Raw genomic sequence first — 17,033 nt, forward strand, 5'->3', positions numbered from 1 at the left:
CGCGGGGCGGGCGGAGGCCGGGGAGACGGGGGCGGAGGGGCCGGGTGACGTGGAGCGCGGTGCCGAGGCGCCGGGCGGTGCCGGGCCGGGCGGTGCGCGGCCGGGCGCTGGGGAGCCTGGGGCGAAGGCGGCCGGTGCGGCAGGTGCGGGGGCCGGCGGGGAAGCCGGTACGGAGGAAGAGTCGGGCACGGCGTTCGGGGAGGACGCGATGACGGACGGGACGGGCAGGACGAGCGGGACGGGCGAACAGCCGGAGGACGAAGGGCCGGAGAGCGCGCGGTCGGCGGAGCGGCCGGAGGGACCGGAGGAACCGGAGGGCGCGGCCACGGCTGAGGGGGCGGACAACGCGGAGGCGGCGAAGAGCGGGGACGACGCGGAGCCTGTGGAGCCTGCGGAGGCGTCGCGGGCCGAAAACGCGGCAGGGGCCGAGGGGGCCGAGGCCGCCGATGCGGGGGAGGGTGCGGGGGGCGATGCGCCGCAGGGCGCCCATGCGGGGGACGGCGCAGGGACCGGTGCCCCGGAGGCCGCTGACGCCGCTGACGCCGCGAAGGGGGAGGCCGTAGATGCCGGGGACACGTCCGCCTCCGCCGACACCGCGGACTCGGGGGACACGTCCGAGTCCGGTGACGACGACCTCCTCGGCATTGTGCCGGACACCCCCGCCTCCGTCTTCGAGACCGATGTCCCGCCGTCCTCGCTGGGCCGCGACGAAGCACGGCTCGGCGCCGAGGAGGGGGAACCACCGGCCGAGGCCGCCCATGCCCGCCGGACGATGATCGGCCGCAGCGCGGAGGAGGTCGACCACGCGCCGCCCCGGGGCCGGTACGCGCCCGAAGCGGTCGGTGGCGCGGGTTCCACCGCGAACACGCTGCGGTGGGCCGCCCCGGTGGCGGCGCTCGTCGTGGCCTCGGTGGTGGTGGCGGGGCGTGCGCTGCGTCGCAGGCACTGAGGGGTGAAGCGCGGGGCGCGGGCGCGGGAGCGCTGCGCGCGGGCGATCTCCTCGGTGCCCCGCGCCCCGCGTAAGGTCACCCCGTGACCACCGCACATGAGACGACGCTGACCACCCGCACTTCCTCCCTCACCGTGCGCCCGGACCTCGGCGCCCGGCTCGGTTCGCTGAGGGTGGGGGAGTACGAACTGCTGCGGCCCGGCGATCGCTACGGCTCCTTCCCGATGGCCCCGTTCTGCGGGCGCACCCGGGACGGGCGCTTCACCAACGGCGGGACGACCCATCAACTCCCGCTCAACGACGATCCCCACGCCATCCACGGCACCGCGCGCGACCACCGCTGGTCGACGGCGCCGGCCCCGGAGAGCGAGGACGGCCGGCCCACGGCCGCGTTCACGTACGACCTGGCCGAGCCGTGGCCGTACACCGGGCGGGTCACGCAGACGATGGAGCTGGGCGAGGACGCCCTCACGCTGCGCATGGGCATCGAGACCTACGGGGACTCGTTCCCGGGCCAGGTCGGCTGGCACCCGTGGTTCCGGCGGAACCTCGGCAAGGGCGGCCAGGACGTGAGGATCGATTTCCAGCCGGGCTGGCAGGAGGAGCGCGGCGCGGACCACCTGCCGACGGGCCGCCGCATCGACCCGTTGCCGGGGCCGTGGGACGACTGCTTCGGGATGCCGGACGGCGTGACGGTCCTGCTCACCTGGCCGGGCGAGCTGGAGCTGACCGTGACCAGCCCGGAGAAGTGGGTCGTGGTCTACGACGAACAGGCCGACTGGGTCTGCGTGGAGCCCCAGACCGGCCCCCCGAACGGCCTCAACACGCACCCGCGCCTCATCACCCCGATCGACCCGCTGGAGGCGTCGACGACCTGGAGCTGGCGACTGCTCTGACCCGGGACGGGGGGCGGGCCCCGCGCGGCGCCCCGTACCACCCCTCACCGTGGAGCGCCCCCGTCCCGTGCCCCCACCGTCGTGCCAGCCGTACCGCCCCCAGCGTGGAGCCAGCCCTACCGCCCCGCACGTGGGGCCCCGTCCGCCCTCCCCCGTGGAGCCAGCCCCACCGCCCCCACCATGCGGCGGCGCCTCGCCCTCCGGTGCCCCTCTAAGCTCGTGCCCATGACTGACGCACGTTCCGAGCTGCTCCAGCAGATCAAGGACAAGGCCGTGGTGCACGGCAAGGTGACGCTCTCCTCGGGCATCGAGGCCGACTACTACGTCGATCTGCGCCGGGTCACGCTCGACGGGGCCGCCGCGCCGCTCGTCGGTGAGGTCATGCTCGACCTCGTCGACAACCTCGACTTCGAGGCGGTCGGCGGGCTCACCCTCGGCGCCGACCCGGTCGCCGACGCGATGCTTCACGCCGCGCACGCGCGCGGGAAGCGCGTGGACGCCTTCGTGGTGCGCAAGGCCGCGAAGACGCACGGGATGCAGCGCCGGATCGAGGGCCCGGACATCACGGGACGGCGCGTGCTCGTCGTCGAGGACACCTCCACGACGGGGGGTTCGCCGCTCACCGCCGTCGAGGCCGTGCGCGAGGCCGGTGGCCACGTCGTCGCCGTCGCCACGATCGTGGACCGCGACACCGGCGCGGGCGAGAAGATCGCGGGCGAGGCGGGCGTCCCGTACCTGTACGCCTACGCGCTCAACGAGCTGGGCCTCTGAGGGGCCGAGCCTCCGACGAGCCGGTCTCCGCGGGCGTGTCCCGGAGGGCGATCGGTCTCCGGTGAGCACGCCGTTCATCTGACGAGCGGGCCCTCCGTGGGGCCCTCGGGCCCCTGACCTCCGCTGCTCGCCGGAAGGCGGTGTTTCGCGTGGAAAACACCGGGCCCCTCATGTTTCACGTGAAACATCGCCTTCGTCGTCTCACGCCACCGCTCCTCGCTGGGAGCAAAACGGTACGTCTGGAAAGATGGACCCGGCCGACACCGGCGTCGCCCCCAGGTCAGGGTCACTGCACACACCCGCACATCACAAGGAGCGGACACATGCCCATCGCAACCCCCGAGGTCTACAACGAGATGCTCGACCGGGCGAAGGCAGGCACGTTCGCCTACCCGGCCATCAACGTGACCTCCACGCAGACCCTGCACGCGGCGCTGCGCGGCTTCGCCGAGGCCGAGAGCGACGGCATCATCCAGATCTCCACCGGGGGTGCGGAGTTCCTGGGCGGTCAGTACAGCAAGGACATGGTCACCGGCGCGGTCGGTCTCGCGGAGTTCGCGCACGTCGTCGCCAAGAAGTACCCGGTCACCGTGGCGCTGCACACCGACCACTGCCCGAAGGACAAGCTCGACGGCTACGTCCGCCCGCTGCTCGCGATCTCCGCCGAGCGCGTCAAGGCCGGTCAGAACCCGCTCTTCCAGTCGCACATGTGGGACGGCTCCGCCGAGACCCTCGACGACAACCTGGCCATCGGGCAGGAACTGCTCGCGCTGGCGAAGGCCGCGAAGATCATCCTGGAGGTCGAGATCACCCCGACCGGTGGCGAGGAGGACGGGGTCTCGCACGAGATCAACGACAACCTCTACACCACCGTCGACGACGCGATCCGCACGGTCGAGGCGCTCGGCCTCGGCGAGAAGGGCCGCTACCTGCTCGCCGCCTCCTTCGGCAACGTGCACGGCGTCTACAAGCCGGGCAACGTCGTGCTCCGCCCCGAGCTGCTCAAGGACCTGAGCGAGGGCGTCGCCGCCAAGTACGGCAAGCAGCAGCCCTTCGACTTCGTCTTCCACGGCGGTTCCGGTTCCACCAAGGAGGAGATCGAGACCGCGCTGGAGAACGGCGTCGTCAAGATGAACCTCGACACGGACACGCAGTACGCCTTCACGCGCCCGGTCGCGGACCACATGTTCCGCAACTACGACGGTGTGCTGAAGGTCGATGGCGAGGTCGGCAACAAGAAGACGTACGACCCCCGCACCTGGGGCAAGCTCGCCGAGGCCGGTATGGCCGAGCGCGTCACCGAGGCGGCCCGCACGCTGCGCTCGGCGGGGCACAGCCTGAGCGTCTGACCCGGCGGTGACGGGCGGGCCCCCGTCCCTGCGGCTTCGGTCGTACGGGACGGGGGCCCGTTCGCGCGTGTACGGGGGCCGTTCGCGGGCGGACGGGGCCCGTTGCCGGGCGTACGGGCCCGTTCGCGCGTGTACGGGGCCCGTTCGCGGGCGGACGGGGGCCGCCGGGGCGGGCGGGGCCGCGCCTTCCGTCAGGCAGACTGGAAACCATGGCCATTCACCAGAACCTGCTCGGGGACGTGCCCCCGACCCATCTGCCCGAGGAGCCGGAGCCGCGTGAGCTGCTCGCCTCCGGGACCCCCGCCACCGAGGTCGCCGCGAAGTTCCCGGCCTCCTCGCTCCCCTGGGCCCTGCTCGCGGACGAGGCCTTCGAAGCGGGCGACCCCGTGGCCTCGTACGCCTACGCCCGCACCGGGTACCACCGCGGCCTCGACGCGCTGCGCCGCAACGGCTGGAAGGGCCACGGCCCGGTGCCGTGGGAGCACGAGCCGAACCGTGGCTTCCTGCGTGCCCTGCACGCCCTCGCCCGCGCCGCCCAGGCGATCGGCGAGAAGGAGGAGTACGAGCGCTGCACCGACTTCCTGCGCGACTCCTCGCCCACCGCGGCGCAGACCCTCGGCTGACCTCCCGGCGGCCTTTCTTTCCGGTACGGGCCCTCCCGCCTTGCCGTCCCCCGCCCCGGGGACGGAGGATGCGGGTGGGCCCGTCCGCGTACCGGACACGCGTGCCGGACGAGCGGAGCACGGGCCCGAGGGGACCGGAGCCCTCCGCCGGGACGCCGTACGACGACGGCGGGCGCGCAGCGCGGGCGGGGGCGGACCGCTACCCGGCAGCCGTCTCCACCGGAGAGATCGATGTCGTACGACCCCCTGAACACCCCGAACGACCCGCACACCGCGGACGCCGCGAGCCCCGTCACCGCCTCGGACGCCGCGACCGCCTCCGATGCCGCGAGCCCTGTGACCGCTTCGGACACCGCGACCGCCTCGGACACCGTGACCCCCGCCGGCCGCACGGACGCCGCGGGCACCCCGGACCCCCGGGACAACGCCCCCGAAGCCCCGCACCTCGACTTCGCGGGCAGCACCCCGTACGAGGACTACGTCCACGCCGACGTGCTCACGCACCTCCAGGAGCTGCGCTCCGAGGACCCCGGCGAGATGGTCTTCCTGGTGACGACGCAGGTCATGGAGTTGTGGTTCACCGTCCTCGTGCACGAGTGGGAGACCGCCGCGCGGGTGCTGCGCGAGGACGACCTGCCGCGCGCGCTCGACGCGCTGCGCCGCTCCCGCCGCGAGCTGGAGGCGCTCAACGCCTCCTGGCTCCCGCTCGCCGGGCTCACCCCCGCGCAGTTCAACAGCTACCGGGGCGCGCTCGGCGAGGGCTCGGGCTTCCAGTCGGCGATGTACCGGCGCCTGGAGTTCCTGCTCGGCGAGAAGTCCGCGGCGATGCTCGTCCCGCACAAGGGCACGGCGCGCGCGCACGCCGAGCTGGAGAAGGCGCTCCACGAGCCGGGCCTCTACGACGAGGCGCTGCGCTTCCTCGCCCGGCGCGGCCACCCCGTGCCGCCCTCCGTGCTCGACCGCGACCTGAGCCGCCGCTACGAGCCGTCCGACGAGGTCGAGGCGGTGTGGGCGGAGATCTACCAGGGCGACCAGCGCGGTGAGGAGGTACGGCTCGGCGAGGCGCTCACGGACGTGGGCGAGCTGGTGTGGCGATGGCGCAACGACCACCTGACGGCGACCCGCCGCGCGATGGGCTCCAAGCAGGGCACAGGCGGCTCGGCGGGCGTCGCGTGGCTGGAGAAGCGCGCCGCGAAGAGCGTGTTCCCCGAGCTGTGGACGGCGCGCGGCCGTGTCTGAGCACCCGCACCCCGACCCCACGGACACCGGGACCACGGGCACCGACCCCAGCACGGGCGGCACGCCCACGAACCCCCGGAACCCGGACACCGAGACCACGGAACCCGAGCGCATGACCGTCGAGAGCCCCCACGCCGCCCAGCTCCGCGCCACCGCCCACCGCCTCGACGCCGAGGACGCGCTGCGGCCCGTGCGCGAGCGGTTCACGCTCCCCGAGGACGTCGTCTATCTCGACGGGAACTCGCTCGGCGCGCTCCCCAGGGCGGTGCCCGCGCGCCTCGCCCACGTCGTCGGGCACGAGTGGGGCGCGCTCGGCATCCGCTCGTGGACGGAGAGCGGTTGGTGGGAGGCGCCCGAGCGGGTCGGCGAGCTGATCGCGCCGCTCGTCGGCGCGGCGCCCGGCCAGGTCGTCGTGGGCGACTCGACGAGCGTCAACCTCTTCAAGGCGCTCGTCGCGGCCGTCCGGCTCGCGGGCGCGGGCCGCGACGAGGTCCTGGTCGACTCCTCGGCCTTCCCGACGGACGGCTACATCGCGGAGGCGGCGGTACGGCTGACGGGTCACCGCCTCGTCCCCGTGCTGCCCGCCGAGGTGCCCGGCCGGCTCGGTCCCCGTACCGCCGCCGTGCTCCTCAACCACGTCGACTACCGCACCGGGCGCCTGCACGACCTGCCCGGACTCACCGCCGCCGTGCACGAGGCGGGCGCGTACGCCGTCTGGGACCTGTGCCACAGCGCGGGCGCGCTGCCTGTCGGGCTCGACGCGCACGGCGTCGACCTGGCCGTCGGCTGCACGTACAAATACCTCAACGGCGGACCGGGTTCCCCGGCCTTCCTGTACGTGCGCGCCGCGCACCAGGCGGCCTTCGACTCGCCGCTGCCGGGCTGGAACTCGCACGCGGAGCCCTTCGGTATGCGGCCCGCCTACACGCGTGCGGACGGTGCGACGGCGGGGCGGGTCGGGACCCCCGACATCCTGTCGCTGCTCGCCCTGGAGGCCGCGCTCGGCGTGTGGGAGGGCGTGGACCTCGCGGCCGTGCGGTCCAAGTCGCTCGCGCTCACGGACTTCTTCCTGGAGTGCGTCGACCGCTATGTGCCGCCCGGGCGCCTGGAGTCCGTCACCCCGGCGGCGCACGAGGAGCGCGGCAGTCAGCTCGCGCTGCGCACCCCGCTCGCCGCCGAGCTGATGCCCCGCCTCATCGCGCGTGGCGTCGTCGGCGACTTCCGGCCGCCGGACATCCTCCGCTTCGGCTTCACGCCGCTGTACGTGGGATTCGCGGACACGGAGCGCGCGGCGCGCATCCTGGCGGAGGAGCTGGGCGCGGCGGGCTGAGCCCGGGGGGGGCGCGTCGGACGGCTTGGCTGCACCCGGCGGAGGGGAATCGGTCGGCGGGGCGGCCTGCGGCGGGGGCACGCCGAGCGGCGGGTTGACGTCCGGCGGGGGCTCCGTGGTGTGGAGGGGCGGGGCCCCGCCGGGGAATCCCGCGCCGCGTACCGGCTTCGGCCCGCCGATTCCCCCCTTTCGGGTGGATTGCCGCAAGGCTGAGGTTTGCCCCGCTCTCCTGCGGTCAAACGGTCTCGTGCTGTTCCCGTCCGTGCACGGTGTGTGCGCGAGGCCGCCGTGCGCGGCGGGAACGGCACCAGGGCGGGCCCCGAGCCCGCAACGATCACCTCACACCCGTATCCGCGCACGTCACCCGCCTGATAGCGTCCCGGCCGGTCGGAGGGGGCCGCCCGTGAGGCCCCGGGATACCCGTGGACGCGCCTGGGGCACGGGAGTCCGTGGGCCAGGACCGTGGACCGCGAACGCTGAGAGGTCGCAGATGCCGGACGACGCCGTTGCCCGCGAGGCCGCCGAGGCCGACTCGCTCTTCGCGCATCCCGCGGTACCGCCCGAGGCCACGCTCCCCTACGGCGAGCACCCCGACCAGCTCGTCGACTTCTACGCCCCGCGCGGCCCCGGGCGTCCCGGCGGCCACCCCCTCGTTTTCGTCCTGCACGGCGGCGCCTGGCGGGCCACGTACGACAGGGCGCACCTGACGCCGTTCGCCGGGCTGCTCGCGCGGCGCGGCTTCGCGGTCGCGCTCGCCGAGTACCGCAGGGGAGCGGGGCTGCCGGGGCAGGGCGCGAAGGCCCGCCCCGGGCGCTGGCCGGAGACCTTCGACGACATCGCGACGCTGCTCGACGCGCTGCCCCGACTCGCCCGCGAGGCACTCCCGGCGGCGGACCCCGCGCGCACGGTGCTGTGCGGGCACTCCTCGGGCGGGCACCTCGCGCTGTGGGCGGCGGCGCGCCACGTCCTCCCGGCCGACGCGCCGTGGCGCCGCGCCGAACCCCCCTCGCTGCGCGGCGTCGTGGCGCTCGCACCGCTCGCCGACCTGGCGCTCGCGCGCGAACGAGGCGTGTGCGAGGGCGCCGCTGAGCCCTTCCTCGGTGGTCCGGCGACGTTCGACGAGCGCCTGCCGTACGCCGATCCGGCCCGTCTGCTGCCGACCGGCATCGCGACGACACTCGTGCAGGGCCGCGACGACACCGAAGTCCCCTCCGCCGTCGCCGAGTCCTTCGCCGACGCGGCCTCGGCGGCGGGCGAACCCGTGGGCATGACGCTGCTCGAAGGCATCGGCCACTACGCCCTCGTCGACCCGGCTGCCGACGCCTCGGCGGTCGTGGCGGAGGAGATCGCTCAACTCGCCTGGTGAGAGCGGGGGTTGGGGGCGCGCGAGACGGAGCGGGTCGCTCGTCCGGGGCCCGCCTCCCGCCGGACTCGCAGGAGCCCGCCTCCCGCCGGGCGTACGCGCCGCCAGGCTCCGTCCGGGTCTGTTTCCGGGGCCGCCCCGAGGCGGACCGGTGGGGTGACGCGTCGGGCGTGATCCCTCCCAAGTCGCCCGGGTCCTCCTTGAGGGGGACGGCGGAAGGGGATACGTGCGAGGGACGTCCCAAGACGCCTGGCGCCCTAGCGTGGGGGGCATGAATGAGACTTCGGCTCCGGACGGGAGGAGCGCCGCTCCCGGCCTCGCGACGGAACGGCGCATCGCCGAGTTCGTGACACGTGTCATGCGGGAGGACCTGATCGCGGATGCCTTCGCGTTCCGGCCACTGCCCGTGCGCGAGGTGCCGGGGCGGTCGGCGCGCTGGGCGTGGACGCGCTGGCTGCCGCAGGCGGTGGTGGGGTTCGCGGCGCTCGTGTGCTTCGCCATCTCGGCGACCGCTCCGTACGGCGCCTTCCTGGGCCCCGTCGGCGCGTGCCTCGTCCTGCTGGCGATGTTCCGGCCGGTCGGCGCCTGGTGGCTGTCCCTTCCCCTGTGCCTGCTGCCGGCTTCCCTGGATCTCTGCCTGGAGGCGTTCGGCGCCGCCTTCGTGACCCTGGTGGTGGGCGCCTGGCAGGCGCGGCCCCGCACGGCGTTGAGCATGTGGCTGGTGAGCGCGTTCCTCGCGTTCGGGCTCAACGGCGTGCTGAACAGGGGCAACGAGGGGAACATCGGCGCCTACCTGTTCCTGAGCGCTCTCGCGCTCCTCGTCACGGCCTCGCTGCGGGGCTGGTGGCAGGCGCGCCAGCAGGTCGCGGTGAAGGAGGCGGAGGTCGCCGAGAAGGCGGCCGAGGTCGCCCGCAAGGAAGAGGTGACCCTCGTGGAGCGCTCGCGCCGCACGCTCCTGGAGGAGCGCACCACGATCGCCCGCGAGCTGCACGACGTCGTCGCGCACCACATGTCGGTCGTCGCGATCCAGGCCGAGGCCGCGCCCTACCGGGTCGTCGACCCGCCGCCCGAACTCGTCGCGGCCTTCGCGACGATCCGGGAGAACGCGGTGGTCGCGCTCACCGAACTGCGGCGCGTGCTCGGCGTCGTACGGGCCGAGGACGCCGAACTGCCCCACACCCCGCAGCCCTCGCTCGCCGACCTCGACGCGCTGCTCGACAACGTGCGGGGGGCCGGTCTGGAGGTGACGAAGCTGGTCACGGGCCGGGTGAGGGAACTGCCGCAGGGCGTCGAGCTGTCGGCGTACCGCATTGTGCAGGAGGCGCTCAGCAACACCCTGAGGCACGCGCCGGGTGCGGAAGCGGTGGTCGAGTTGTCGTACGTGCTCGGTGGCTTCGGGCTGCGCGTCTTCAACTGGGCGCCGCCCGTCCGCCCGGACGGGGAGGGCGCGTGGGACGAGGAGACCCGGGGGGAGGCAACGGCTCGTGCGGACGGGCCGCTTTCCGCGCCGGCCTCCGCGCCGGTCTCCGCGCCGGTCTCCGCGCCGGTCTCCGCGCCGGCCTCCGCGCCGGTCCCCGCGCCGGTCACCGGCGGCAGCGGGCACGGGCTCACGGGGATGCGCGAGCGCGTCGCGATGCTGGAGGGCGAACTGACGGCCGGGCCCACGGAGTCGGGGGGCTTCGAGGTCGCGGTGTGGATTCCCGTCCCGGCGGAACCCGAGGCGGAACGGGTGCCGGAGAAGGCGCCGGAGGCGGGACGACCGGCTGCGGAGCGGACCTCTCGGCAGGGGCCGGGAGCAGGTGCGGGGCGAGAGCAGGGAACGGGCCCGGCGCAGGGCGTGGAGGCGGGGCCCGGTGGGACGCGGACCCCACCGCCTCCCCCCGCCGCTCGTCCCACCTCCGCGCCCGGCGCGTGGGACGGGGCGGGTGACCGGGCGGCGGCGCCCACGCTGTCGTTCCGCAAGGACTCGGCGCCCAGGGAGGGCAGCGGATGAGTATCACGGTGCTGATCGCCGACGACCAGATGATGGTCCGGGAGGGCTTCTCGGTCCTGCTCGGGGCGATGCCGGGCATCGAGGTCGTCGGCGAGGCGGTCGACGGGCGCGAGGCGGTCGAGCTGACCGCCCGTCTCGCCCCGGACGTCGTCCTCATGGACATCCGGATGCCACGGCTCGACGGCATCGGGGCGACCCGCGAGATCGTCGCGAGCCCGGCGGGGACGAAGGTGCTCGTCCTGACGACGTTCGACCTCGACGAGTACGTGTACCAGGCGCTGCGGGCCGGGGCCTCCGGCTTCCTCCTCAAGGACGCGTCGGCACGTCAGCTCGCCGAGGCCGTGGAAGTCGTCGCCCGGGGCGAGGCGCTGCTCGCGCCGAGCGTGACCCGGCGGCTGATCACCGAGTTCGCCCGGGTCCCCGAGACCGTCCTGCGCGGCCCTGTGAGCCCTCATCCGGGGGGCGCCTACGGGGAGTTGACCGAGCGCGAGACGGAAGTCCTCGTGCATGTGGCGCGCGGCCTGTCGAACCAGGAGATCGCCGAGAAGCTCTACGTGGCCGAGTCCACGGTGAAGACGCACGTGAGCCGGATCCTGGTGAAGCTCGGCCTGCGGGACCGCACCCAGGCGGCGGTGTTCGCGTATGAGAACAGGCTGGTGGAGCCGGCATAGGGGGCGTCCGGGCCACGGCGGCGGGGCCCCGGCGGGCCGCTCGGGCGGCTCGCGCGGGCCCCGTGGTGCGGGGCTCAGGTCACCACGATGCTCCATATCCCTCGCCGCACCGTCCAGGTGCGGCTGCGGACGGGGCCGGCGGGGGAGCCGTCGACGAGGTAGTGGAAGTCGGGGCCCGAGACGGTGACGGTCCGGGCGCGGGCGAGGACGGGATCGGCCGCGCCCGCTGCGGGGACGAGGCGGACCCCGGCGTAGCCGGTGGTGTCGGTGCGGGGGGCGGCCGAGGTGGCGCCGACCGGGCCGAGCGGGGCGCGGGCGGGGGAGGGGGTGACGGTGAGGGAACGCAGCGGGGTGGCGAGGTCGGCGAGGAGTTCCCCGTCCGCCTCGACCCGCAGCCCGGCCCGTGCGGTGGCGCCCGGGACCTGGTCCGGGGCCGCGCGCAGCCCCGGTATCCGCCGCCACCAGCCGCGTCCCCCGTCCGGCCGCTCCGGCTCCGTCTCCTCGCCCGGCGGTGTCCCGCCCGTCCCGGAGCGGGGGACCTCCGTCTCGGACCGGGGCATGGCACCGGCGACCGCCCCGCCCGTGGCCCGCACCCCGAGGCGCCGCAGTGCGCCGCTCCTGCCGCGCGGGCCGGGCACGGGCAGAACCAGGGCCCCGAGGACGACGCCGTCGCTGTCGTCGACCAGCAGGTCGCGTGCCACCGGCCGTCCCTCCAGCACCGCCCGCGCCGCCGCGACCGGATCGGCGGGTACCCCCAGCGCGCGGGCGAGCGCGGCCCCCGCGCCGTCCCCGGCGGAAACCGGTACCCACCCCACCACCTGCTCCCGGCCCCGTCGGCCTCCCGCCCGGCGGCCCTGCGAGCTCCCGCCGCCCTTGCCCAGCAGCCGCCCCCGGTAGAGGACCCCCACCGCCCGGACCAGTGCCGTCTCGTCGCCCACGACGACCACGGGTCTCCGGCCCGCCCGGCGGACCGCGTCCGCGTACTCCTCCGTCGTTTCGGGAAGACAGACCTTCACTTCCGCTCCCGCGTTCAGGACGTCGCGGGCGATGCGGACGGACTCGCCGTCCGTACGGCGGGCTGTGGGGTCGATCACGAGCAGCAGGGAGGGGCTTGCGTACGCCGAGGGCTCCGGAGCCGGCACCGCTGTCCTTCCTCGGGTAGTCGGGTAGCATCTTTGTGCAAGAGCCCCTTGCGCTATTGCGCCAGGGGCTTCGTCTATTCCGGGGCACCGGTCCGACGGCTCGCGGCCGATGACGGTCGCCGGTACACGCCCGCGCACTCTCCGGCGCGGCACGTACCGGAAGACGGTGTACGTCGTAACCACGTACGCCCCGACCATGGACATGCCCCACCCGGAAGGGGTGTACGCCTGTGCCCGCACTTGTGCTGCTCGGTGCTCAGTGGGGTGACGAGGGCAAGGGGAAGGCGACCGATCTGCTCGGCGGCTCGGTCGATTACGTGGTGCGCTACCAGGGCGGCAACAACGCCGGCCACACGGTCGTCGTCGGCGACCAGAAATACGCGCTCCACCTGCTCCCCTCCGGCATTCTCTCGCCCACCTGCGTGCCTGTCATCGGCAACGGTGTCGTCGTCGACCCGGCGGTCCTGCTCTCCGAGCTGAGCGGGCTGAATGAGCGCGGCGTCGACACGTCGAAGCTCTTGATCAGCGGAAACGCCCATTTGATCACGCCCTACAACGTGACGATGGACAAGGTCTCCGAGCGCTTCCTCGGCAAGCGGAAGATCGGCACGACGGGCCGCGGCATCGGTCCGACGTACGCGGACAAGATCAACCGCACCGGTATCCGCGTGCAGGACCTGTACGACGAATCGATCCTGCTCCAGAAGGTCGAGGCGGCCCTCGACATAAAGAACCAGATGCTCGTCAAGCTCTACAACCGCCGGGCGATCGACGCCCAGCAGATCGTGGGGGAGCTGCTGGAGTACGCGGAGGCGCTGCGGCCGTACGTCACGGACACCTCGCTCGTGCTCAACAAGGCGCTCGACGAGGACAAGGTCGTGCTCATGGAGGGCGGTCAGGGCACGCTCCTGGACGTCGACCACGGCACGTATCCCTTCGTGACCTCGTCGAACCCGACCGCGGGCGGTGCCTGCACCGGTTCCGGGATCGGGCCGACGAAGATCAGCCGCGTGATCGGCATCCTGAAGGCGTACACGACGCGCGTCGGCGCGGGGCCGTTCCCGACCGAGCTGTTCGACGAGGACGGCGAGGCGCTGCGCCGCATCGGCGGCGAGCGCGGTGTGACGACGGGGCGCGACCGGCGCTGCGGCTGGTTCGACGCGCCGATCGCCCGCTACGCGACCCGCGTCAACGGCCTCACGGACTTCTTCCTCACGAAGCTCGACGTGCTCACGGGCTGGGAGCGCATCCCGGTCTGCGTGGCCTACGACATCGACGGCACGCGCGTCGAAGAGGTCCCGTACAACCAGACCGACTTCCACCACGCGAAGCCCGTCTACGAGTACCTGCCGGGCTGGAGCGAGGACATCACGAAGGCGAAGTCCTTCGCCGAGCTGCCGAAGAACGCGCAGGCGTACGTGAAGGCGCTGGAGGAGATGTCCGGCGCCCCGATCTCCGCGATCGGCGTCGGCCCGGGCCGCGACGAGACGATCCAGATCAACTCGTTCCTGTAGGACGCCAAGGCCCAGGGGCTTCCTCCACGAGGTGGGCGCGGTGCGCTCGGCTCGCGGAGGGGCCCTTCGGCCTCTTCCGAGGGAGAGCGGGACCGCTTGCCCGCTTGCCCTGCTCGCTCGGGAGGGTTACGCCGATTCGAGCAGCTCCTTCAGGCGGGCCAGGTCCGCCGTGACCATCTCGGCGTCGCGCTCGAACTCGGCGTCCGTCGCCCCGGCCGGGCGGCGGAGGGTGAAGACGACGAGGCTGCCCGTGCCGTCCGTGATGACGCGCAGCGGGTTGTTGAAGACCTCGCCGTCCGGGAGGGTCACGTCGTGGTCGAGGACGCCCAGGTCGTTGGGCGGGACGAAGGCGACCGTGACGCGGCCCATCGGGGCGTCCGACGCGACCCACTCGTCCCCCTCGCGGACGAGGGAGCCACCGAGGCCTAGAGCCCAGGCGGGCAGGTTCTCCGGGTTCGAGGCGAAGGCGTAGACGTCGTCGCGGGTGCGGTCGATGTGGATGCTCAGGTGGCGGATGCTGTCAGTCATGGCGGCGACGATAGCGCCGGCGGGTGGGGGACTTGAGCGCGTCGGACGCGGCGGGGCGGGGCGCGGGACGGTCGCGCGCCCGGGGATCGCCGCCTGCCGTACGGAGCGCGTCGCGCTGCTCGACGCGCACCCGCCGTCGGGACGGGCCCCGGCCCGACGGCGGCCGCCCGTACGACACTGTGTCGCCCCCGCCGCCCGCCCCGGCGACGCATCGCCCGTACCGGCCGCCCGCCCCCGTCTCCTAGCCTGGCGGCATGACCGCTCAGCAGCCGCAGCAGCTTCCGCAGGCACAGGCCCCGCAGGCGCCCTCCGTCCCCCGGCCCGACCCCGCGCGGGGCGCCGCCGTCAAGGCCGCCGACCGCGCGCACGTCTTCCACTCGTGGTCCGCGCAGGAACTCATCGACCCGCTCGCCGTCGCGGGCGCGCGGGGCTCGTACTTCTGGGACTACGAGGGCCGCCGCTACCTCGACTTCACCAGCGGCCTCGTCTTCACGAACATCGGCTACCAGCACCCGAAGGTCGTCGCGGCGATCCAGGAGCAGGCGGCGGCGCTGACGACCTTCGCGCCCGCCTTCGCGATCGAGGCGCGCTCCGAGGCGGCGCGGCTCATCGCGGAGCGGACGCCCGGCGACCTCGACAAGATCTTCTTCACCAACGGCGGCGCGGAGGCGGTCGAGAACGCGGTCCGCATGGCACGGGTGCACACGAAGCGCCCGAAGGTCCTGAGCGCGTACCGCTCGTACCACGGTGGGACCGCCGCGGCGATCAACCTGACGGGGGACCCGCGCCGTTGGGCGAACGACCAGGGCTCGGCGGGGACCGTCCACTTCTGGGCGCCCTTCCTCTACCGCACCGCGTTCTACGCCGCGAACGAGGCCGAGGAGTGCGAGCGCGCGCTCCAGCACCTGGCCGACACGATCGCGTACGAGGGCCCCTCCACGATCGCCGCGATCGTGCTCGAAACCGTGCCCGGGACGGCGGGGATCATGGTGCCGCCCGCCGGATACCTGCGCGGGGTGCGGGAGTTGTGCGACCAGTACGGGATCGTGTTCGTGCTCGACGAGGTGATGGCGGGCTTCGGGCGTACGGGCCGGTGGTTCGCGGCGGAGCACTTCGACGTCGTGCCGGACCTCCTGACCTTCGCGAAGGGCGTGAACTCGGGGTACGTGCCGCTCGGCGGAGTCGCGATCGGGGGGCGGATCGCGGACACCTTCGCGCGTACGCCGTACCCGGGCGGCCTCACGTACTCCGGGCACCCGCTGGCCTGCGCGGCGGCGGTCGCGACGATCGGCGTGATGGAGGAGGAGGGGATCGTCGAGGGGGCCGAGCGGCTCGGGCGCGAGGTCGTCGGGCCCGCGCTGCGGGACCTCGCCGAGCGCCACCCGAGCGTGGGCGAGGTGCGGGGCCTCGGCATGTTCTGGGCGCTCGAACTCGTACGGGACCGCGCGACGCGCGAGCCGCTGGTCCCGTACAACGCGAGCGGTGAGGCGGCGGCCCCCATGGCGGCCTTCGCGGCGGAGGCGAAGAAGCACGGCCTGTGGCCGTTCGTGAACATGAACAGGACGCACGTGGTGCCGCCCCTGAACGTGACGGAGGAGGAGCTGAAGGAGGGTTTCGCGGCCCTGGACGCGGCGCTGCGGGTGGCGGACGGGTTCGTGGGCTGAGGGTGGTCCCCTCCTCCCTGATGGTTCGGCTCGCCGTCCGGGGCGGAGTGGACGGAGGGGGCGGGAACCGAGAGCGGTCGCGTGGACGACCAGGGGTCACGGCAACGCCGGAGGAGCCCATCTCTCCGGCGAGTCTCACGGCGGCTCCCGCCGCGAGTCCACGGCGGCTTCCCGCTCAGGGCGCCGGGTGGCGCGGGTGGAGATCTTCTCCGGGAAGACCCGCGTCACCCCCGTCCCGGCGAGGGAGCCGAGCGGTGCGTCGAGGGGCTGCCGGGCAGCCGAGGCCGGGTCATGGCCGAGGCGGACGACCTCTCCGGTGCCATGCCCTCCGTGACGCTCAACTCCTGGGTGCCCAGGACAGACAGCAGTTTTAGCTGCTCGGCTCCCGGGCTTCCGGGCTGCGCGGTGAACCACAGCAGACGCTGCCGTCCGTCCTCACTGAGGAGGTTGTAGCAGTCGAGTGCGATGACGCCCAGCATGGGGTGGACGATCTTCTTGTGGTCCATGCGGCGCACCGCGACGTCGTGGGTGTCCCAGAGGGCTGCGAACTCCTCGCTGCGGCGGCGTAGCGCGGCGACCATTTTCGCGACCTCAGCGTCCCGGCCGCGCCGGGCGGCCGCTGCCTGGAGGTGGGCCACGAACACCCGGGAGTGGTGCGGGTGATCCTCCTGCGGGTACCTCTCGCGTGCCCGCGGATCGGTGAACCAGCGGTACACGAAGCTCGCCGCCGGCCCGCGCTGTGCCGGGGACTTGCCGAGCAGGGCCAGGGCCAGGTCGTTCTCCACCAGGGTTTCGTGCAGGTCCGTGATAACGCGCGCGGGGGTGTTGGACAGCCGGTCCAGGAGTCCGAGAAGCGCGGGCTGGGCCGTTCGTGTGGTCCGGACCTGGCTCCCCGCCCGCCGTCTTCGCTGTCCTGACCTCGCTCGTTCCCATGTGAATTCATGCGGGGGCGGTGCCCGCGGGTAGGGTGACCGGCGTGTCATGACGGGCTCCGGCAGGGG

Annotated in this window: 13 protein-coding genes and 2 pseudogenes; 12 read left to right on the top strand and 3 right to left on the bottom strand. The window is 73.9% G+C overall.

The window, feature by feature from the left end; translation table 11 throughout:
* The 10 genes and pseudogenes from IF99_RS34475 to IF99_RS0124600 form a co-directional block, all read left to right on the top strand.
* Positions 1-949: pseudogene (locus IF99_RS34475) on the top strand (hypothetical protein); the annotation flags it as partial.
* 83 nt (positions 950-1,032) lie between these two features.
* Positions 1,033-1,845 carry an aldose 1-epimerase gene (locus IF99_RS0124560; RefSeq protein WP_420705716.1) on the top strand — a complete coding sequence of 271 codons (813 nt, stop codon included), beginning with the start codon at positions 1,033-1,035 and terminating at the stop codon, positions 1,843-1,845.
* 225 nt (positions 1,846-2,070) lie between these two features.
* Complete coding sequence (gene pyrE, locus IF99_RS0124565) at positions 2,071-2,616, top strand: orotate phosphoribosyltransferase (RefSeq protein WP_030999412.1); 546 nt, start codon at positions 2,071-2,073, stop codon at positions 2,614-2,616.
* 323 nt (positions 2,617-2,939) lie between these two features.
* Positions 2,940-3,965 carry a class II fructose-bisphosphate aldolase gene (gene fbaA / locus IF99_RS0124570; protein WP_030999414.1) on the top strand — a complete coding sequence of 342 codons (1,026 nt, stop codon included), beginning with the start codon at positions 2,940-2,942 and terminating at the stop codon, positions 3,963-3,965.
* A gap of 209 nt (positions 3,966-4,174) precedes the next feature.
* Entirely contained in the window at positions 4,175-4,588 is a 414-nt protein-coding gene (locus IF99_RS0124575; RefSeq protein WP_030999416.1) for a DUF3151 domain-containing protein, read from the top strand.
* A 231-nt stretch (positions 4,589-4,819) separates the two neighbouring features.
* Entirely contained in the window at positions 4,820-5,827 is a 1,008-nt protein-coding gene (locus IF99_RS0124580) for a tryptophan 2,3-dioxygenase (protein WP_030999418.1), read from the top strand.
* Between the two features lie 112 nt (positions 5,828-5,939).
* Entirely contained in the window at positions 5,940-7,157 is a 1,218-nt protein-coding gene (gene kynU / locus IF99_RS0124585) for a kynureninase (protein ID WP_030999419.1), read from the top strand.
* Positions 7,158-7,647: 490 nt separating this feature from the next.
* Complete coding sequence (locus IF99_RS0124590; RefSeq protein WP_030999421.1) at positions 7,648-8,523, top strand: alpha/beta hydrolase family protein; 876 nt, start codon at positions 7,648-7,650, stop codon at positions 8,521-8,523.
* Positions 8,524-8,791: 268 nt separating this feature from the next.
* Positions 8,792-10,513 carry a sensor histidine kinase gene (locus IF99_RS0124595; RefSeq protein WP_037827537.1) on the top strand — a complete coding sequence of 574 codons (1,722 nt, stop codon included), beginning with the start codon at positions 8,792-8,794 and terminating at the stop codon, positions 10,511-10,513.
* Positions 10,510-11,184 carry a response regulator gene (locus tag IF99_RS0124600; RefSeq protein ID WP_030999425.1) on the top strand — a complete coding sequence of 225 codons (675 nt, stop codon included), beginning with the start codon at positions 10,510-10,512 and terminating at the stop codon, positions 11,182-11,184. The genes IF99_RS0124595 and IF99_RS0124600 overlap by 4 nt, the downstream gene beginning before the upstream one ends.
* Before the next feature lie 74 nt (positions 11,185-11,258).
* On the opposite strand, the gene IF99_RS35185 is transcribed toward IF99_RS0124600, so the two are convergent.
* Positions 11,259-12,326 (bottom strand): diacylglycerol kinase, encoded by a 1,068-nt coding sequence (locus tag IF99_RS35185; RefSeq protein WP_234340837.1) that lies wholly within the window; start codon positions 12,324-12,326, stop codon positions 11,259-11,261.
* 230 nt (positions 12,327-12,556) lie between these two features.
* On the opposite strand from IF99_RS35185, the gene IF99_RS0124610 reads away from it, so the two are divergent.
* Positions 12,557-13,840: an adenylosuccinate synthase gene (locus IF99_RS0124610; RefSeq protein WP_030999429.1), complete on the top strand. Its 1,284-nt coding sequence runs from the start codon at positions 12,557-12,559 to the stop codon at positions 13,838-13,840.
* Between the two features lie 126 nt (positions 13,841-13,966).
* Here IF99_RS0124610 and IF99_RS0124615 read toward each other — a convergent pair whose 3' ends face one another.
* Positions 13,967-14,368 (bottom strand): polyketide cyclase, encoded by a 402-nt coding sequence (locus IF99_RS0124615; RefSeq protein WP_030999431.1) that lies wholly within the window; start codon positions 14,366-14,368, stop codon positions 13,967-13,969.
* Between the two features lie 254 nt (positions 14,369-14,622).
* Here IF99_RS0124615 and IF99_RS0124620 point away from each other — a divergent pair, with 254 nt between their 5' ends.
* Positions 14,623-16,032 carry an aspartate aminotransferase family protein gene (locus IF99_RS0124620; protein ID WP_030999437.1) on the top strand — a complete coding sequence of 470 codons (1,410 nt, stop codon included), beginning with the start codon at positions 14,623-14,625 and terminating at the stop codon, positions 16,030-16,032.
* Positions 16,033-16,256: 224 nt separating this feature from the next.
* Here the strand turns inward: IF99_RS0124620 and IF99_RS0124625 are convergent.
* Positions 16,257-16,895, bottom strand: a pseudogene (locus IF99_RS0124625) (hypothetical protein); the annotation flags it as partial.
* Between the last annotated feature and the right edge of the window lie 138 nt (positions 16,896-17,033).

It is taken from the genome of Streptomyces sp. NRRL F-5630 (assembly GCF_000719475.1).
GTDB lineage: Bacteria > Actinomycetota > Actinomycetes > Streptomycetales > Streptomycetaceae > Streptomyces.